General features: G+C 29.7%; 16 protein-coding genes and 1 pseudogene. 5 read left to right on the top strand and 12 right to left on the bottom strand.

Going from position 1 to position 20,492, the window contains the following annotated elements:
• Positions 1-22 precede the first annotated feature (22 nt).
• On the bottom strand, positions 23-151 hold the full coding sequence (locus tag ACM0IS_RS02125) for a hypothetical protein (protein ID WP_416755836.1): 129 nt from the start codon (positions 149-151) through the stop codon (positions 23-25).
• A gap of 193 nt (positions 152-344) precedes the next feature.
• On the opposite strand from ACM0IS_RS02125, the pseudogene ACM0IS_RS02130 reads away from it, so the two are divergent.
• Positions 345-1,943 (top strand): annotated as a pseudogene (locus ACM0IS_RS02130) (IS1634 family transposase).
• A gap of 241 nt (positions 1,944-2,184) precedes the next feature.
• On the opposite strand, the gene ACM0IS_RS02135 reads toward ACM0IS_RS02130, so the two are convergent.
• From ACM0IS_RS02135 to ACM0IS_RS02165, 7 genes are all read right to left on the bottom strand, one after another.
• Positions 2,185-2,994, bottom strand: coding sequence for a HinfI family type II restriction enzyme (locus ACM0IS_RS02135; RefSeq protein ID WP_416755837.1), 810 nt, complete (start codon positions 2,992-2,994; stop codon positions 2,185-2,187).
• A 3-nt stretch (positions 2,995-2,997) separates the two neighbouring features.
• Entirely contained in the window at positions 2,998-4,071 is a 1,074-nt protein-coding gene (locus ACM0IS_RS02140) for a DNA-methyltransferase (protein WP_416755838.1), read from the bottom strand.
• A 72-nt stretch (positions 4,072-4,143) separates the two neighbouring features.
• Positions 4,144-6,096: an ABC transporter ATP-binding protein gene (locus ACM0IS_RS02145; RefSeq protein WP_416755839.1), complete on the bottom strand. Its 1,953-nt coding sequence runs from the start codon at positions 6,094-6,096 to the stop codon at positions 4,144-4,146.
• On the bottom strand, positions 6,080-7,861 hold the full coding sequence (locus ACM0IS_RS02150) for an ABC transporter ATP-binding protein (RefSeq protein ID WP_416755840.1): 1,782 nt from the start codon (positions 7,859-7,861) through the stop codon (positions 6,080-6,082). The genes ACM0IS_RS02145 and ACM0IS_RS02150 overlap by 17 nt, the downstream gene beginning before the upstream one ends.
• The gene (locus tag ACM0IS_RS02155) at positions 7,848-8,231 is read right to left on the bottom strand and encodes an ArsR/SmtB family transcription factor (RefSeq protein ID WP_416755052.1); all 384 of its coding nucleotides are present in this window, start codon (positions 8,229-8,231) and stop codon (positions 7,848-7,850) included. The genes ACM0IS_RS02150 and ACM0IS_RS02155 overlap by 14 nt, the downstream gene beginning before the upstream one ends.
• Positions 8,232-8,242: 11 nt before the next feature.
• Positions 8,243-12,454, bottom strand: coding sequence for an AAA domain-containing protein (locus ACM0IS_RS02160; RefSeq protein WP_416755841.1), 4,212 nt, complete (start codon positions 12,452-12,454; stop codon positions 8,243-8,245).
• A gap of 9 nt (positions 12,455-12,463) precedes the next feature.
• Positions 12,464-12,817: a PTS glucose transporter subunit IIB gene (locus tag ACM0IS_RS02165; RefSeq protein ID WP_416755843.1), complete on the bottom strand. Its 354-nt coding sequence runs from the start codon at positions 12,815-12,817 to the stop codon at positions 12,464-12,466.
• A 124-nt stretch (positions 12,818-12,941) separates the two neighbouring features.
• Here ACM0IS_RS02165 and ACM0IS_RS02170 point away from each other — a divergent pair, with 124 nt between their 5' ends.
• Entirely contained in the window at positions 12,942-13,415 is a 474-nt protein-coding gene (locus ACM0IS_RS02170) for a Sua5/YciO/YrdC/YwlC family protein (protein WP_416755844.1), read from the top strand.
• 43 nt (positions 13,416-13,458) lie between these two features.
• Here ACM0IS_RS02170 and ACM0IS_RS02175 read toward each other — a convergent pair whose 3' ends face one another.
• The 4 genes from ACM0IS_RS02175 to ACM0IS_RS02190 all read right to left on the bottom strand — a co-directional run bounded on the left by ACM0IS_RS02175 (position 13,459) and on the right by ACM0IS_RS02190 (position 17,070).
• Complete coding sequence (locus ACM0IS_RS02175) at positions 13,459-15,252, bottom strand: endonuclease (protein WP_416755845.1); 1,794 nt, start codon at positions 15,250-15,252, stop codon at positions 13,459-13,461.
• A 169-nt stretch (positions 15,253-15,421) separates the two neighbouring features.
• Entirely contained in the window at positions 15,422-16,375 is a 954-nt protein-coding gene (locus tag ACM0IS_RS02180) for a hypothetical protein (RefSeq protein WP_416755847.1), read from the bottom strand.
• A 289-nt stretch (positions 16,376-16,664) separates the two neighbouring features.
• Positions 16,665-16,787, bottom strand: coding sequence for a hypothetical protein (locus ACM0IS_RS02185; protein WP_416755848.1), 123 nt, complete (start codon positions 16,785-16,787; stop codon positions 16,665-16,667).
• A 151-nt stretch (positions 16,788-16,938) separates the two neighbouring features.
• Positions 16,939-17,070: a hypothetical protein gene (locus ACM0IS_RS02190; RefSeq protein ID WP_416755849.1), complete on the bottom strand. Its 132-nt coding sequence runs from the start codon at positions 17,068-17,070 to the stop codon at positions 16,939-16,941.
• A 651-nt stretch (positions 17,071-17,721) separates the two neighbouring features.
• Between ACM0IS_RS02190 and deoD the strand changes: the two genes are divergently transcribed.
• Genes deoD through deoC form a run of 3 tightly spaced genes read left to right on the top strand, consistent with a single transcriptional unit; the run spans position 17,722 to position 20,412 of the window.
• On the top strand, positions 17,722-18,426 hold the full coding sequence (gene deoD, locus ACM0IS_RS02195; protein WP_416755850.1) for a purine-nucleoside phosphorylase: 705 nt from the start codon (positions 17,722-17,724) through the stop codon (positions 18,424-18,426).
• Between the two features lie 2 nt (positions 18,427-18,428).
• Positions 18,429-19,724, top strand: a complete 1,296-nt coding sequence (locus ACM0IS_RS02200; RefSeq protein ID WP_416755851.1) for a pyrimidine-nucleoside phosphorylase — start codon at positions 18,429-18,431, stop codon at positions 19,722-19,724.
• Positions 19,725-19,749: 25 nt separating this feature from the next.
• Positions 19,750-20,412 (top strand): deoxyribose-phosphate aldolase, encoded by a 663-nt coding sequence (gene deoC / locus ACM0IS_RS02205; RefSeq protein ID WP_416755852.1) that lies wholly within the window; start codon positions 19,750-19,752, stop codon positions 20,410-20,412.
• The last annotated feature ends 80 nt before the right edge of the window (positions 20,413-20,492 follow it).

A 20,492-nucleotide genomic window follows, 5' to 3' on the forward strand; every position in this document is an offset into this window, starting at 1 on the left:
AGACTTTCTATAGCCATTTCTTTTAATATTGCTGCCTGGATTTAAACTTTTTCCTTCTCAAATAAAAGACTTTACTTTTTTTCATAGCATCATTTAATTGCTTAACCATAGATTCTGCACTTATAACTAAAATTTGTGATAGTTCTTTCATTTGCCTTCCTACTACTCCTGCGTTTCCCACTTGGGCCAAATATAGTCACTTTTTAGGTGGCTATATTTTTGAAAAAAATATAAATATTATGCTACTATGCTACTAAATGTGGTATAATATATTCATGAAAAAGAAGAACCTACATGAAATAAATTGAATAATTTCAAGATCTAAAAGACAAAAAGGAACTTATATATCTGTTGGATATCAAAGCACAAACAAAACAGGATATGCTGTAAGATTCGGGATAGGATATGAAGAAGATTTTGATAAATACCAAGAAAATTCAGTCGAAAAAATAAAACAAATTATAAAAACTCTTCCTCTCTCAATGACAAAAGAAGAGGTTATTAATGAAATTAATAAAAGATCAAAAATAAAAGCCCTAAAATAAATGAGACATATGAAAAATTTGTTGGATTCGACTTAATTTCTCGATTAATTGATTATTTTGATATTTTCAAGGATTGTAAAACTACAAAATCAGTAAGTTTAAATGATGTTGTAAAGCAACAAATATATCAAAGAATTAAAAATCCACTTAAGTGTTTATGCTACGTACAAAAATGCAACTAAAGAAAAACAAGATTTTTATTCTAAAAATTCGTTTTATAGATCACTAGAATATATTGCTGATAACAAAAATCAAATACTTAAGCAATATAAATGAAACCATGAAAAATGAGTACAAAAGAGATGTAAGTATAGTTTGATTTGACTCAACAACAGCTTATTTTGAAACATTTAGTCGAGATGGTTATAAGAAACCAGGTTATTCAAAAGATGGAAAATTTAAAGAAGACCAAATCGTTATTGGACTCGCCACTGATAGTAATGGTATACCAGTGCACTACAAAGTTTTCCCCGGAAATACAGCTGATTCATCCACTTTTATTCCTTTTATACTTGAACTGCAAAAATATACAACATAACCACAGTTACTGTTATTGCTGATAAAGGAATGTCTGTAAATAAAAATATAAGATTTTTAGAAGATAAAAAACTAAATTACATTATTTCATACAGAATGAAAAAAGGTTCAAAAGAATTCAAAGAATATGTTCTTAGCGAAAAGGATTACATTAATGAAAATGGACTCTTATATAAGAGCAGAGAGATAATATCTCTATACCGTAATGGAAGAAAAAATGGTCACACTAGAAAACAAATAATCACTTTTAGTGAAAAAAGAGCAAAAAAAGACTATGAAGATAGAAAAATTCTTATTGATAACTTCAATAAGAAAGCTAAAAATGGAAAAGTGTCATATGAAGATATGGTTGGAGGAAAGAAATATCGTTTCTTTAAACCAACAGATAAGTCAGGTTTTTATGAATTAGACTATGATAAAGTCCTAGAAGATGAAAAATTCGATGGATTTTATGTTTACGAAACTAATAGAGTTGATCTTAAAGAAACTGAAATCGTTGAGCTATATGCAAAACAATGACAGGCTGAAGAAAACTTTAGAACATTAAAAGGCGCATTATCATTAAGACCAATGTATCTTTCTACATGAAAAAATATACAAGGATATATTTGTTTATGTTTTCTTTCTTTAGTAATGTTAAAATTCCTTACCTATAAAATTAATGATTTTTTAGGTCTTGCTAAGAAGGATAAAATGACTACATCTAGAATCATTACTATGATTAATGATGTTAAACAAGTTGAACACTATTTTGACAAAAAACTTATAAATACAATCGAAATTAAAAACCCAGCCTTACAACAAAGCTGGGAAGACTACCAATTAATATTAAATATTTTTAATCATTTAAATATTAAATAAAGTTTCAAGCCAACTACAGCATTCACTGTGGCTGGTTTATTTTATTATGCTACTGCTGGGAAACGTAGGTTGTGATAGTTCTTTCATTTGCCTTCCTACTACTGTCAATTATTTACTGATAGATTTGTTTAAATTAATTAAAACAAAAACAACCCATTCTTTCGAATGAGTCGTTTAAAAAACATATTATTTGGTTTATTATCGCTAAAAGTATTTTTAACTAAAACACAATAATTAAAATTTAAAAATGTCCATTGAATATAATGTTTAATCATGTATCAAAAAGTTCTGCTATTTCTGGATCACTTGATAAATTTTGTATAAATTCTATAACATCAGCATATTTAATGGATGTAAATCTTTCAAAAAAATCTGAGCCGTACATTATATTATCAGCCGGCAAATAAGGATTTACACTACTTTTTATGCCTTTATTAAAATAGTAAAGAATTGGGATAATTTTATAGTTTTTATGAGCAAATTCTTCTTCTAAATACGCATATGTTTTTATTATTTTTCGATTAATATCTATAAACTTTCCGGAGTCATGGTCATCATTATACTTTACTTCGACGTAGTAAATAATTTTTTTGTCATCATTCTTGAATAATAAATCAATATCATGTTTTATTAACTTATTATCAGATGATGGTTCTGAAGCTAATTTAGTTATATTATTCTTTAATTCAGTAAAAGCTTCAAGAACATTTTGAGATTCTATTTGTTGTTTTGTTATATATTTATCTATTAAATCATCTGTTTCAAAACGAAGTGAAAATTTATTTTTACGTGTTGATAAATATTCATTTACTAATTCAAATTCTGAATATGATGAACTTATGATTAATCTTAAAAACTCTTCTAAAAAATTGCCAAACTTAATATTCAAACTTTGGATAACACCCGCTGCAACACGATACTTTAAGGGTATAAAATGACTTTTTAAATTATGTTTTGAAACAATTTTTGTAATTTCTTTGTCACTGAAAGATTTATTAATTGTATCCTTAAGAAACGTTTTTGCATATATTTGAATTTGTTTATCAAGCATATTTTATTCCTTATATTTATATCTTAATTCATCTAGTGAAATTAATCTTCCATTGTCTTTATCAAACAAGTAAAAATATTGTCAGCCATTATGATTTATTTTGCCCAAAGCTTTTGCGCTCATTTGATGAATAGAAAGCTCATTATTGGTATCAGGATCAATAACTGTTCCATTTTGTGATACAGTGCAAATAAATTTTTCATTCTTGTCGAAAAGTTTATCACCAGGTGAAATAAATCCAGAATCAAGTAATTTTTTCATAGGAACTTTTGGAGGCTTTATCTCATGTTTCAATAAAGATATATCATCTAATTTGGGAACAATACTGCTTAATCTCTTTTCAGCAGCTTCTATGTATTTCATCTCACGTTCTATACCGATGTAATTGCGTCCTAATTTTTTTGCAACCGCACCTGTTGTTCCTGTGCCAAAAAATGGATCTAGTATAACATCCCCAGGTTTAGTAGCTGCTAATATAATCTTATATAATAGTTCTTCTGGTTTTTGTGTCGAATGAATTTTTTTACCATTTTCGTCTTTAAGTCTTTCTTTACCGGTACATAACGCGATATTTCAAACTGATTTTTCTTGCTTACCACCATTTAAATATTTCATAGTTTTATAGTTAAAAGTAACTTTTGATGTTTTACTTTTCGCAGCTCAAATCATAGTTTCATGTGAATTGCAAAATCTCTTACCAGCAAAATTAGGAACGGGATTTAATTTATTTCATACAATATCATTTAAAATTCAGTAATCTAAATTTTGCATGAAATATCCCAATCTATAAATGTTTTGAAATGATCCGATAACACAGATGCTTCCATCTTTTTTTAAAACTCTTTTGCATTCCATAAGTCATTCAAGAGAAAACTTATCGTATTCTTTAAAACTGCTAAATTTGTCTCATTCATCATCTACACCATTAAAAACAGTTCCTTCATATCGCATTAAATTACCTTCAGTTTGCATAAAATATGGTGGGTCTGCGAAGATAAAATCAATTGAATTATCTGGCATTTTCTTTAATTCATCTATAGAATCACCTTTTATTATTGTATTTATCTTATTTTCCATTTTTCTCCTCATTAGCACTTTAATTATATATAACAAAAAAAATATAAGATTAAAATCTTATATTTTTTTGTCTTATTTCCCTGCAGCATTTTGCCATAAAGATCAATAAGCACCCTTGGCTTTAAGCAATTCTTTATGATTACCTTGTTCTAGTATTTGTCCATTATTAAGAACAATAATTTTATCAGCATTAACTATAGTTGAAAGTCTATGTGCAATGATAAATGAAGTTCTGTTTTCAACTAGTTTATTCATGGCTTTTTCAACAATGATTTCAGTATGTGTATCAATATTTGAAGTAGCTTCATCCAAAATTAATACTGGAGGATTTTTATAACTTGCACGTGCAATTGAAACCAATTGTCTTTGCCCTTGAGACAAGTTAGATCCTGAATTTACCAGTATAGTTTCGTACTTATCATTTAATTTATCAATATGTCCATTTAAGTGAGCAGCTTCTGTTACATCATTAAGGACATATTCATTAATTCCTTCAGCTCCATAGGCGATGTTATTTTTAACTGTATCACTAAAAAGAACAGTTTCTTGTAGTACATATCCTAAGGACTTACGCAATGAATCTTTTTGAATTGCTTGAATTAAGATTCCATCATACAAGATTTCTCCTTCAGCAATTTCATAAAAGCGTGAGATTAAACTTGTTATTGTTGTTTTACCAGCTCCAGTCGCTCCGACTAAAGCTATTTTTTGGCCAGGTAAAGCTTCAAATGAAATATTTTTCAATGTATATTCATTTTGATATTTGAATGATACATTTTTAAACTCAATATGACCTTGTAATAATTTATATTCATAGCTTGAACCAACAGGTATTTTTCATGCAAATTTTCCATAACCTTCAGCAAGTGGCACTTCTATGTATTTGCCCATTGCTTCTTCAACGCGTACTAAAGTGATTTTACCTTCATCAGCTTCTGGTTTTTGATCCATAATATCAAACACACGATTAGCACCGGCAAGTGCTAATACTACTGAATTGGCATTTTGTGTCATAGAAGAAACTGGTCCTGAAAATGATTTAGCAAATTGTGTAAAAGCAATAAAGGTTCCAAGTTCAAGTCCAGCTAGTGAACCAGCAGTCGCAATATTGCCACTAGTGAAATTATTAATTACCATAATTCCACCAAAAATAGTAACTATTGCATAAGCAATGTTTCCTAAGTTTTGGCTAGTTGGGAAAATTACGTTAGCTCAAAATTCTGATTTGAAACTTACTTTAGCTAGTTTTGCATTAATTTGATCATATTGATTAATCGCATTAGCTTCTTGACCGAAGATTTTAACAGTTTTAAGTCCACTAATCATTTCTTCAGCATATCCAGTTAATTCTCCAATTTGCTTTTGTCTCTTAACAAAGGCTTTAGAAGAGAATTTTCCAATTATAAAGCTGGCAGCAAAAATTAGAATAATAACTCCAATCATAATTAAGCTTAAAGCTCAATCTAGCACTAACATAATAATAATTGAAGCAGTTAAGATAATTAATGATTGAGTAATTGAAGGGAAAGTTTTTGATAAGAATTGTCTTAAAGTATCAATATCAGCTGTAAGCCGAGAAACTAAATTTCCCTTAGCATTAGAATCAAAGAATTTAATTGGCAATGATTGCATATGGCGATAAAGTTTTACCCGCATGCTAGTCATTGTTTTGTAAGTAATATTAATCATGATTCTGTTGGCTGCAAAACCTGAAAATATACTTACTAAGAATAAAGCTACTGAGCCAAATAACATTAAGTAGAATTGATCTCAGTTAAAGGTCTCAACCGTTAGTCCATTATCTAGCGCAGGTTGTAAGAATAATTGCACAACAATTTTACCTATAAAGACTTGTTGGTATAGCATACCTACTGTTGAAAGTAAAATTAAGCCAGCAGCTAGAATTAATCATCACTTATTATCACCTCATAGGATTTTAATTAAGCGAGAGAAAGTAGCTTTCTTTTGTTGCTTAGTTAATTTGGTATAAACTGGTCTAGAACCCATTTTATTGAAGGATTTCATCAATACCTCCCATAGCTTGTTGAGCTTTGTATAACTCAGCATAAAAGCTTGATTCCTTAAGCAATTCTTGGTGTGAACCAATGTGCTTAATTTCTCCGTTGTCAAAGACTAAGATCCGATCACAGTCTTTGATTGAATTAATTTTTTGAGCAATAATGATTTTGGTGCAATTATCAATTTGGCTAATTGCGTGTTTGATTTGTGCTTCTGTTTTAAAGTCAACAGCAGAAGTTGCATCATCTAAAATTAAAATTCTTGGTTGTTTTATTAAGGCACGTGCTATACATAAACGTTGCTTTTGACCACCTGAGAAATTTTGTCCTTTTTGTTCAACTGGTGAATCCAGTTTTTCTTTTAAGCCTGTGACATAGTCTTCTATATTAGCTTGAGCTAATGCATGATAAATTTCTTCATCACTAGCATCTTGCTTACCTCATAACATATTGTCTCGAATAGTACCTTTAAAGAGGATAGATTCTTGGAACACTTGAGCGATTTGTGCTTTGGTGTAGTGTAAATCTAAATCTTTAATATCATGATCATCAAGTAAAATTCTTCCTTCTTGTGGATCATAAAATCTAGCAATTAAGGATGTGAAAGTTGTCTTTCCTGAACCAGTTTCTCCAATAATACCTATCGATTCACCTGGCTGAATTTTAATTGAAACATTTTTAATACTTGGGTGATTAGTACCTAAATAGTTAAATGTTACATTTTCAAAAGTAATTCCACCTTGTAAGTTTGCTTTTAGAGCATTGGGTTTATTAACAATACTTGGTTGATGATTAATAATTTCTTTAACACGTTTTGAACTTGGTATAGCCATTAAAACCATTCCAAGCACATTCATAATTCCCATTAAAGAACCTGAAATCATTCAAATATAAGAACCAAAGGCAACTATATCCCCAACTTGGATGCTTCCACCAAGGGCTAAACGTGTTCCAATCCCACCAAGAGCCACCACTGACATAAAGATGGTTCCAAAAATAATTGGAGTATTTCAAGATACTATTTTGTCTACTTTTGTATTAGTACTTTTTAGCTTATTAGCTAATAATTCAACCTTATCAGCTTCTGATTTTTCAGTAACATAAGCCTTAATTGTTCTCATTCCATTAAGGTTTTCTTGAATCTTTTGGTTATATGCATCATATTCCTTGTATAGTAATTTATATTTTGGATATGAAGTGTATCAAATAACCAAGAATAAAGCAGCAATTAAAGGTAGAGACACTGTAAAAATGGTTGAAAGTTTTAGTGAAACTTTAATTGCAAAAACAATTGCTGCAATAAACATAAAAGGTAATCTAATAAAGGCTCTTATAATCATCATAAAGGCCATTTGAATGTTATTAACATCATTATTTAAACGATTTAGAATTACCCCATTGCTGTATTTGTCAATATCATTAAATGAAAATTCTTGGACTTGAGCGAATATTGCGTGGCGAATATTGCGTGAAAAGATAGTTGCTGCCTTAGCTGATACAAAGGATACTATCACACCAGAGGCTAGCGAAGCAAGAGCTAATCCAATTAAAATAAGTCCTTTTTGAATAACGACAGTTTTATTACCTTGAATAATTCCACTGTCAATTACATTCCCTACTATTTTAGGCATAAATACTTGCATAAGTACTTCTGCAATTACTAAAATAATACAAATTGCCGAATACCAACGGGCACCTTTGGTAAGTCGGAATAAAGAGGGCATTTTAGTTTTTACCCTCTTTACTATTTTTTGTTCTTTACTTTTTGTCATGACTATTTAATAAACAATCTTTTTCGCTATGTTCATGTATTTGTTCGTGTCCGTCATTAAAACATTTACATGTATATTTTTGATAAACGTCTTCTTTAACAAGTCGCATAATTTCTTCAATTAGCACACCATATTTTTTAATAAATGCCGGGGCTAAATAGTAATAACTAGCTACACCTTCTTTTCTAATTTTTACCACTCCGGCTCTTTTTAAATTACCTAAGTGTTTTGAAACATTAGCTTGTTTTTCATTTAAGGCATTAAGCAAGTCATTAACATCACACTCACGTTCGTGGCAGGTATAAAGGTGAATAATTAACTTTAATTTAACATCCTTTGATAAGAAATTTAAAATTTGTAATGTATCCATATAGCATCTCCTTATTCTTCTTCATCAATAGATTCAATTATTCATTCAGCAGTCGCATCTTGCATACTTGGTTGATCTATTGTTTTTGTGTTTCTTTTTACTTTGTTTTCGACTTGTTGCACTTTGTTTAAGGCGCTTTGTTCAATTTCTTCATGTGAGATAACTTGTGTTTTATTAGACTCATCATCTACATCATCAAAATTGAAATTGATTACAAAATCATCATCAGCTAAGTCTTCATCATCTTCAACTCAATTAGACTCAGCACTTGTTTGTTCTTGCCTTAATTCAATATCTTGAACGTTTATATCAGTATCAATGATGTTTTCTGCAGCATTACTTTCATCATTTTCAACTTTTTTAATAAATTGTGTTACTTCTTTAGTTAATTGTTCAGAAGAAGTTTCGATTGCAAGTGAAATTTGGGCGCTATCTTCTTCATCATTTTCAATTAATTTAGTTGGTTCATTATAAATTTGATCATTAGCATAAATTGAAATTTTTTCTTCTAGTTTAGAAAGATTAATACCTAATTCAGAAAAATCAGTTTCGTATTCATCTTCAGTTGTTAGGTCTTCATCAAATTGTTCAATATTTGCATCTTCCTCTTCTAGGTTATTTTGTGCATCTTGACTATTAGGTTGGATTGCAGCTTCATTTTCAATTTGCTCTTGAGGTAATTGCTCACCATTGTTTTCTTCTAATATATCTTTTTGAGTTATATCTTCTTGAATAGACTCAGATTCATATGTAGCTTCATAGGTATCAAAATCATTTTGATCTTCGGCTTCATATGCCATAACTTCTTGATCAGGTTTAGCTTCTAAGTTATCTTCTTCTAATATTAAATCTTGAGTGCTTGAATCTAAATTAGTTTCTTGTTCAATAATACTTTCAACTGAATTTTGGGTCATATTATCACTTGCTTGATCTAACTTAGCTTCTGAATTTAACTTATAGGTTGCTGTAGCTAATTGTTCAGGCTTAACATTTAGGCCTAAAACATCTTCATTATCCTCAAATTCATCTTGTTCAATCTTGTTGATTGCATAAGTATTAGTCTTATTGGCAACTGAAGTTTTTTCAAAGCTATTAATTTCTTTAGCATTAAATCATTTTTCAACATTATTTTGTTCATAAATTCATGAAATCGGATTAATAACAGTAACATCATATTTCTTAGATTTTAAGAATTTGATTGCATCATATAATTTAACGTATTTTTCAATTGAATTTGAATAATTAAATGTATCAAAACAAATGCATTTGAATGGTATCTTGTTATATGTAACTACAATATCAATATCAAGTGAACCTACTGTGTAGTCTTTAAAAATTTCAAATCTTGGATTATTAGCAATCGTTCGAGCAATTTTATCAAACACTATATCCTTGAATCATTGATCTTTATTAAAGGTATTTGAAATAGCATCATGTTTTGATTCGAATGAATTTTTAAGCATCTTTAAGCGTTGTTCAGGACTGCGTTCTAGGAATTCTAGTCATTTTTTAAAGATGCGCATATCATCGCTCATTTCATATTGAGAAACAATATCACTTGATTTAATTGTTTTAATCACAATCATTTTATCTTTAGCACGTGAAATAGCAACATTAAGTGCATTTTTACCGCCAGGCCTACATACATAAGTTGAATTTAACTTAGTATTTTTATCGTAAGCTACAGTGGCTACAACTAAATCAGCTTCATCCCCTTGAATATTTTCAATATTTCTAATAAGTAAACGTTTAGCTGCAATTGCATCTTCTAATTCATGGTGTTGTTTATAAATTTCATTAGTTAAGTATTCACTTTGTTTAGCGTTAAAGGCTAACAAAATAATCTTATTGTATTTGTCTAGGTTTTCTTTAACTTTTTGGATAGCTAAATGAGCTTCTAGTATATTACGGTTATTATCTCATTCTCCATTGACTTCATATACTTCGATTGGATCATTGTTTCAAACACTAGCTGCATCTAAAACATCAAGTTTTCCTTCATAGAAATTGCGAGATGAAAAGGTCATTAAGGCAGCATGATTTGATCTATAGTTTTTATTTAGCATAATTGAATGCACACCTAAAGATAAGGCATAATCAAGTACAGATTCAACTTGACCAAAGATTGAATCGTCAGTATAACGGATTCCAAATCAGTTACTAGGCTTCATTTGTTCAGTATCACCAGCTAAAATATTTACTTTCGCTAAATATAAAATTGGTAAAGCATTTTCAATAAAGATTTGGCTTGATTCATCTAAGATAGCATAGTCAAATTCTTCTTTACCTCAACCAGATAAATCTGTATTTGGTGTGGCAATAATAATTGGAAAAATTAATTTAATCATTTCTGAGTATTTTTTAACAAATCTATATGGTTCCAAATTATTGATCCGTACAGATTGAGCAAATTCACGGTATAAACGTTTTTGGTCTTCGTTAAAATGATTAATTCGATTAAAGATTTTTTCAGTAATAATTTGTTTTAAGGCTTCTTCATTTGAAATTAAAGGTTTATGAGCAATGTCAGCATTCAGTTTAATTAATTCATTTAGTCTTCTAAATGGAGAATATTCTGAATCAATATTATTAAATCCAATGCTAATAATAAAGTTCATTAGATCAGCTCATGAACCATCAAAATTAGGCATACGACTATCAATTTCGTTTCCAATGCGTTTTAATTCATAATATTTCTTCACAAATGGGAAGAAAGTTAAACGCGAAATCTTAAGTAATTCTTTAGCAGTTTGACAATGTGTTGGATTTTGAGGATATTTGATATCTCTTGGTAAAGATAAGATAAATTCCATATCTTTATTAAAGTCAAAATTATCTTTATGCTCCGCAATGTAGTAGTAAGCTTTTAGCACGTTTTGAGCTAAAGCATCATTAAGGTATTCAGAAGCTTGTGAAATAAACTCAAGTTCACGTTTTGTGATAGTGCCAATTGATTCAATCTTACGTGAATCATTAAAGTTTTCTAGCATATCAAGATAGTCTTTAATTGGTTTATAGAATGCTTTACGATTCAGATCTTTGCTATTTAGAATAAAAAGACAGAATGGAGCTAGTGAATTCATTCTATTTTTAATAACATCAAGTGCAGCTTTCTTTTGACTAGCTACAATAGCTGTTTTTCCATAGAATAAAATATTAGCAAGTAAGTTAACAATTGTTTGAGATTTACCCGTTCCAGGTGGACCTCAAATTACAGTATTTTGATTTAGAGCCGAAACAATAGCTTTATCTTGTGATAAGTTTGACTCAGTGATTCTAAGTAATGTTAAGTTAGGATTAAAAATTAATTTATTAATTACTTCTTTATAAACATTTTTATTGAATTCAACCTTAATAATGTCATCCATTTCATTATTAATGATGATATCTTTCATCCGATTACGTGAATATCCACCTCAAGGTTTATAAATCCCTAATACAGCTCCTGGATAAAATCTCATGTTTTCATTATTTATATCTTCATAAGTAAATTTTTCAAAAGGTGCTGCGATATTTTCAGGTAATTTATATAAGCCATCTCAATCTGCACGTAATTTTTGAATTAATGAAGAAATCTTGTAGTTTTTAAAGTCTGTATCAATTGTTAAGTTAAATTCATTATTGTTTAAGAAAAATAATAATTTTTCATTAACTTTGATATCACCATCACTTTTAATAATAGGCTTCCCATTTTTAAAGATAATATTAGCTTCTTTTAAAAATAGTGGGGCATAAATTACCCGATCATCTTTTTTTAGAGATAAAAATAAGAAACCAATGTGTAATGGTCAAATGTTAGTTTCATCCAAGATATTAGTTACTTTATCATTTAAAATTTTCCATTTTAAAATGGACTTTTGGACTCTAAGTTCTAATTGGTTTAAAATCTTTTCTTTGTTATGTTCATAATTTTCATAAATATTTTCTGAATTAAACTTAATATTAAGACGTTCAAAATCAGCACTATGTGCTTCCATGTATTGCACTAAGTTTTCTGAATTTGAAAGATTCATAATTCGCTTAATGTGTTCAACAATACTATCATCAAGTGCTGAAACTTCAAAAGTTTCATTATCAAAAATTGTGGCAATGTTATTATCACCTACAAGTTGATATAAATCCATATAATCTTTATCATTGATTCTAGTAAAGATTGATGGATCACTTTGCGTAATATCAAGTAAATTGTCAAGTACGATTTTATATTTTAATTGTTCTTGCATGTTTCCTCCTTACTTAATTATTTTTTTTAGTTCGTTATAAACAACTGTTGTATATTCACCTAAAACTAAAGACACTCCGTTGCTACGAGCAACAATCCCACCAATTCCTTTCAATTTATTTAATTCTTGTAATTTGACTAGTTTAATATCTTTAACCGAAATATTAATTCGATTGAGTCTAGTTTGCACTTCTTGAATGTTATCTTGTCCAAGTAGAGCTAAAAACTCATTGAATTTAAAAGGCAACTTATCATTTTGATAAATTGTGTTCTTTTCTTTTTTGGTTTGTTTGTTTCATTTTATTCAAATTAGACCAAATGTAATGATTGTTAAAAATACTATTAAAAATTTATCCTTTTTCATATGCATTTATTATATTATTTATTTATAAATTAATTTATAAATAAATGCATTTTTTAGCCTTAAAGATAAATATTTTGGCTTTTATAATTAAGAAGTAAAATATCAATTATTAAAGTAGGTAGACATGAATAATGATAAATATAAAGATATAATAATTTGCTCAACTGATACAGTTTGTGGCATTGGTGGTCCTGTTAATGAACAAACCCTAGAATTAATTTATGAACTTAAACATAGACCTAAAAGTAAGAAAATTATGATTTTAGTTGGCTCACTGCAACAAGCTCAAGCCTTTCCTCAATGAAACCAACAAGCAACAGAACTAGCTCAAGAAAAATGACCTGGTGGTGTTAGTATTGTAGTTAATGATCAAGGCTTTAGAATGCCAAATTGCCCTTTATTACAAGCATATTTACTTGCCAATGGACCAATTTATATGAGTAGTGCTAATATTTCAGGGCAAACTGTTTTAACCTTGCACGAAGTTGCAAACGTATTTCCACAAGTCACAAATATTTATGATTTCTGCACTCCAAATGGTAAGCCTAGTGATATCTATAATTTAGATACTGGGGAAGTAATTATTCGTACTAAGTAGCAAGCCAAAGCTACTTTTTTTAACAAAAAAATCCCTTACGGGATTAATTATTATTAATAGGCTCTGCCTTAATTAAAATACCTTTGTTAACAAATGGCTTAGGGTCTGGGCCAAAAATATTATTAGCTAAATCAGGATAATCAATAAATGGATTTCTAACTTCTTGGAATTTAGCTATTTCATTATTTCTTAAAACATCTCATGGTCCAACTTGATCATTTTTATTTCATTCTAGATAAGTAGCTAAGTAATGTTCTTTGATATAAGGGAATGTTCTAGTAAAGATTGATTCAGACATGTTATTTAAGCTTTTATCATTGTATGTAGCTGTAAAGTATAAGTACGCTCTAGCTATATCTCCCTTAAATTCATCTAATGGTTCCATCGCATTTAGTCCTAGGTTATTTCTACCCATTGTGCTTTCTTGTCTAAAGACTACTTTTGGTGAAGTGACATAATCATGAGCAAAGTGACTTCTAACACCATTTACTTTTATATCTGTAGGGAAGATGTGGTTGACATCACTAACCATTGGGCTAGCTTTTCCAAATCATGATTGCGGAATCATGTGTTCACGGTTCATTCCTATGCCTTCACCTCCTCCGCTACCACCGCTGTAGTTAGCATACGTATATGGATCTTTACCAGATGGATTTTCTGAATACACATCCAACATAGTGTTGTCATTTTCATAAAATAGATCTCTAAAGGCTTTTGATTTATTGTAAAAGCTTGGCAAAGAATTGTAATTATGTATTCCTTTTAAGTGTGACTTTTGAATTCTTAATAATTCATCAATTAGATCTTTTCCTTTTTTGCCATTAGCACTTGCATAATAGTCATTATTTGCATCATAAACATAATTATAGCCATTTGCTGCCACATTTATTGGAGTTACATTATTATCGCTTTCTCCAGGACGAATATCTGAATCACTAGTTGGTGTGCCATTATTATTGTTATTAGTATTTTCGGTTTCATTTGTAATCTTAACTATTGAAGTATAAGCTTTATTTGTATATTTAAATGTTCCATCAGCTTGTTGCAGTGCTAATTTATATTTAATTAGTAGTAATCCACTTGTTTCATCATAAACAAAGTTTAAATTTCCATTTGGTAAATTTCTATTTTTATAGGTAAATGTGGTTTTACTTACATTAACAGGTTGCACAGCGCTTGCACTATATTCTGGCTTGAATTGTAAAAAGCTAGTACCATTCTTTTTACTTGTAGTAATTTTTCTAGACTTGTGATCAAATTGAACATATTTGTCGCTAATTTTAATGTGGTTTAATACTGCTGCTTTATCAAAATTAGGCATTAATTGGAATAATGAATTCCCATCTACTAAATTAACAGCTGCCAATTCTGGATCTTGAGTTTGAGCTTCGGGTTTATTTCCTTCTTTATCTTTGCTATCAACTAGTTTTTTGTTTCCATCAGATGGTTTACTTTCATCAGGTTTTTTATCTTCATCTGGCTTTTTGTCTCCATCAGATGGCTTACTTTCACCAGGTTTTTTATCTTCATCTGGTTTTTTGCTTTCATCAGATGGTTTACTTTTACCAAGTTTTTTATGTTCATCTGGCTTTTTGTCTCCATCAGATAGTTTACTTTTATCAGGTTTTTTATCTTCATCATTTAAATTTGTACCCGGAGTTTTATTTAACACATCATTTGAAGGCTTATCTTGACTTTTACCATTCTTATCTACACCCGCTGTATTGGTATCATCTTTATCGTTAGCTTTTTTATCATCACATTGAGAAGCAACTAATGGAGTTGCAATTAAACTAGCTCCGACTAATGTTAATAATAATGTTTTGAATTTTTTCATTTTTTCTCCTTCATTTAGTTACCTAACCATTTAATATTAACACCTTATTTTAGGAGGGTAAAACATTTGCTCTAATATGTGGAAACTTTCCACATTTTGTGGAATATAATCTTTGTTTTCCACAAAATTAGATAAAAAAATCAAGCCCATAATGGGCTTGAAGTACTTGCTAGGCAGCTGGTTGAGCAGCTGTTTCTTTAACAGCAAAACTTACTGTAATTTCTTTAGGTTCTGAAATTACATATTTTTGGTGAACCTTTTTATTTGATGATTTAATTACATAAACAACTCTATATGTAAATGTAATTGTCTTTTTAGCCTTGTCCACAGCTTTAAGTGTAAGTCTAGAACTTGGATTTACTCTAAGATCTCCATTTTTATTCTTTTTTCCATATAAGACATCATCTGCTTGACATAATTGGAATGAGTCTTTATCTTCAAAAATAGGTTCTGACAAATCAAAGTAACTATTTGGCCCATCTTTTTTACTATTTAATTTAGAAGTACTAAAGTAGTATCCTATATATTTAGGATCTGAATCAAAATAGAATTTAATATCTTCTGCATTCGTTACTGGTGTAATACGAACTTCTTTAGTATTGACTTTAGCTAATTCTTCAGCTGTCGTTGGTCTAAAGCCAGTTAATTCTAAAGCTTTTGTTACAGTTTGACTTTTATCAGCTTTATCTGTTGCTTCAACATTAAAAGTAACTTTTCCGTTTGCATCATCAATTGTAAAGTTTTTGACTTTAACATCATATTTAGCTGTATCCATTCCAGTTACACCAACTTTTCCATATATTAATGAATAAGCTGAGGCATTTAAGTAAGCTCTATATTCAGGATTATTTAGGTAATTATCTTCAATATTTAAAGCTAATTTTTTAGCTGCTTCTACGATTGCAGAGGCTTTTGCTTCACCTGCGGTGCTTCCACCTTCTTGAGTTCCTGACGTTGTTTTTCCACCTTCTTGGGTTACAGGTGTTGCAGTAGTTCCTCCGGCATTGTTATTAGCCGGCTTTTTGTCTTCATTTTCATGTTTGCATGCTACTGTTGCAGCAACTGGAAGTAAAGTTATTGTAGTCCCTGCAATTGCAAGGAACATAGTTTTTAATTTATTCATGTGTTTCTCCTAAAATTCTAATTCCAATTTTATTCTATTACTATTTTTAAGCATTGGTTAAAAAATCAGTGAAAATAGAAATAATTTCCACATTTTGTTCCACATTTGTAATAAAGCTGCGCCATTATATAGTGCAGCTAAAATTAGTTAAATTTATAAGTTACATTGTGATTGTTGCTGAAGTATGTTAAGTCTTCATTAGCATTTAAAATCGCTATTTCCTTGCCTTTAATTAAGACACAAATAATAAAATTTTGTAATTCTTTTGCTTTGACATTGCGGACTACTTTTAACTCTTTTCTGCTTTTAAATAATCAAGTATTGCATCTTTGTTTTTATTATATTGCTCACTTATAGTAATTAAGTTTTCTGTAATTTCATTATCAAAACCTTTTTCGGTTTCAGATGCCAAATCAAGACGACTTCTAGTATAAGGCTCTTCTTTTGCAACTTGGTTAAAGCGAATATGTTGAGTTTTTCTTTAGTTAATAACTCAATTACATTTTCATTTTTACATACTCGATAGGAAATATCTAAACAATGAGTGTTTGAATACACTTTGATTAGTATTTTTCAGGATTTATAATGCTTTCATTCTTAATATTTAGTTCTATACCAACAAGATTTTCATCTTTAGCTAGATTAATTTCATTTAATAAAGCAAATTTTTTGCCTTTATATGTTGCATATAACATTTTACTTTTAGCATCATAACTAATATCTCGGATATCATAGCTACTATAAATATGAGCGTCGAAGTTTTCTATTCTAATATTATCTTTAAGTAAATTTTTTGAAATTAATGATGGATAATGCTTTGCAATTTTTGCTTTAAACTCGAGAGAAAACACTAATTTAGTTTTCTCTTTTGTTGGCTTTTTATCTGTTTTAGTCTTATTATAACAAGCAACTGTTGTAAAAGATAATACCCTAACTAGGGGGTAGTGTATAAAATAATAAATTAGTTTTTAGTTTCATTTAGCCTCTTTCATATTTATTATAAAATTCTCCCTTAAAACGAGCCTAATTTATCTATTATTTGTGGAAATAGTTCATTATTTTCACATTTTTATACTATTTGCCTCATTTATAAGCCTTTTAGACATTATTTTAAAATTTTCAAGCTTACTAAAATAAAATAATTTAGCTTAAAAATGACTATGTTTTTTTGTTATTTTAATAATGACATAAGTTGAAATGATTTGCCTAAATAATCGATTTGAAATTCCATAATAAAAATAAAGTTATTTATTTACGTTTGCGGTTGAAGTGTTAAAATTATATTGACTATTTAAAAGTCCAAATGTCATAAACATTTTAATTTAATTAATAGGAGGTTATTAATTATGACACCACACATTAATGCAAAAAAAGAAGATATTGCTAAAACAGTTATTATGCCAGGAGACCCATTAAGAGCAAAATTTATTGCTGAAACTTACTTAGACCCTGGATACAGACTAGTTAACACAGTTAGAAACATGTTTATGTTCACAGGTACATACAAAGGAAAACCAATCACAGTTGCTGCTAGTGGTATGGGATGTCCTTCAATCGGTATTTACTCATACGAACTATTCAAATTCTACGATGTTGATAGAATTATCAGAATCGGGTCAGCAGGATCATACAAAGCTGATTTAGGATTATACGAAGTTGTTCTTGCTTCAGAAGCTGTTGCTGATGCTGATGCATTCAGAAGAATCGCTTTAGGTAAAGAAGGAAATGTTGCTTATCCTTCATCAAAATTAAATGAAGAAATTAAAGCTATTGCTAAAGAAAACGGAACACCACTTACAGTTGGTAGAGTTCACTCATCTGACGTATTTTACTCAGTAGTACCAGTTGAAAAGAGAATCGAAGACACACAAACAATTTGCGTTGAAATGGAATCATACGCATTATTCACAAACGCTGAAGCAACTGGAAAAGAAGCTGCTTGTTTATTAACAATTAGCGACAACATTATTACACACGAAGAAACATCTGCTGAAGAACGTCAATTCGCATTCACAAAAATGATGGAGATTGCTCTTAAATTAGCAAGATAATTATGCGTGTAGTAGATATAATCGAAAAAAAACGTTTAAACAAAGAATTAACTAATGAAGAAATTAAATTCTTAATTACTTCATATGTTAAAAACGAAACACCAGATTACCAAATGAGTGCTTTCCTAATGGCAGTTATGTTTAATGGAATGACATCAAGAGAAATTGCCACAATGACAAAATACATGATGCACTCAGGTGATGTTATTGACTTATCAGCTATCCCAGGTATTAAAGTTGACAAACACTCAACAGGTGGAATTGGAGATAAAACTACATTAGCTGTAGCACCAATTGTTGCAGCATGTGGAGCTCCAGTTGCTAAAATGAGTGGACGTGGATTAGGACACACAGGTGGAACTATTGACAAACTTGAATCAATCCCTGGTTTTACAGTTGAAGTTAGCGAAAAAGACTTTATTGAACAAGTTAAAACACATGGTATTGCAGTTATTGGACAAAGTGCACAACTTGTTCCAGCTGACAAAAAACTATATGCTTTAAGAGACGTTACATCAACAGTTGAATCTATCCCTCTTATTGCATCATCTATCATGTCTAAAAAACTTGCTACTGGATCAAATGCCATTTTACTAGACGTAAAATGTGGTAATGGTGCATTCATGAAAAATCTTGAATCTGCTCGTGAATTAGCTCGTACAATGATTAACATTGGAAAAGAATTAAATGTTGACGTTAGAGCTGAAATCACAAACATGTCTAGACCAATAGGTAGAGAAATTGGAAATAAAAACGAAGTACTAGAAGCTATGTGAACTTTACAAGGTAAAGGACCACAAGACTTTAATGAATTAGTTTACTCTTCATGTGCAACAATATTAGAACAAGCTAAAATCGCTTCAAACCACGAAGAAGCCCTTGCAATGGTTAAAGATGCTATTGAATCAGGTAGAGCTTTAGACAAATTCTTTGAATTTGTTACAGTTCAACATGGTGATGTAGAAGCTTTAAAATCTCCAACATTCTGAAACCCTAAATATAAATTAGAAGTTATTGCGGACCAAGAAGGTTACTTAGAAATCTTTGACGCATTAACATTCGGAATTGTTTCAATGAAACTTGGAGCAGGTAGAAAAACTAAAGAAGATTCAATTGACTTCGAAGCTGGAATTACTCTTAACAAGAAGACTAATGAAGAAGTTAAAAAAGGTGATGTATTATTCACACTTTACTCATCAAACCCAATTGATCTTGAATTAGTTGAAGAGCTTAAGAATGGATACAAATTCAATCAAGCTAAAGTGGAAAACAAAATTATTTTAGATAAATTAAAATAAGAGAAAGAAAAAAAGGATAAAGATTATGAATTACAATAAAATGATCGACCACACATACTTAAAACCAGAAGCTACTAAAAAAGATATTGACAAATTAGTAGACGAAGCTATTAAATATGACTTTAAAACAGTTTGTGTAAACTCATCATGAGTTAAATATGTTGCTGAAAAATTACAAGGAACAGGTGTAGGAGTTACATCAGTAGTTGGTTTCCCTCTAGGTGCAATGATTACTCAAGCTAAAGCTCACGAAGCTAAATTAGCTATCGAACATGGTGCAGATGAAATCGATATGGTAATTAACATTGGTAGATTTAAACAAGGTGATTACGAATACGTATTAAACGACATTAAAAAAGTTAAAGAAGCATGTGGATCACATGTATTAAAAGTTATTATCGAAACAGCTTTATTAACTGAAGATGAAATTAGAAAAGCTACAGAAATCGTTATGAAATCAGGAGCTGAATTTATCAAAACATCTACAGGATTTAGCTTTAGAGGTGCTAACTTAAACGATATTAAAATCATGAAAAGCGTATGTGGAGACACATTATTAATTAAAGCTGCAGGTGGAATTTCAAACATGGACGATTTAATCGCTATGTATGAAGCTGGAGCTACAAGATTCGGAACAAGTCGTTCAGTAGCAATTATTGAAGGAAAAGAATCTAAAGGTGGATATTAATAACCTTTCAAATGCCTAGTAATAGGCATTTTTTCTTTACTAAAAAAGGCAAAAGTGCTTAAAAAAATAGCATTTTTGCT

Source organism: Mycoplasma aquilae ATCC BAA-1896, from assembly GCF_048074525.1.
Classification (GTDB): Bacteria; Bacillota_I; Bacilli_A; order Mycoplasmatales; family Metamycoplasmataceae; genus Mycoplasmopsis; species Mycoplasmopsis aquilae.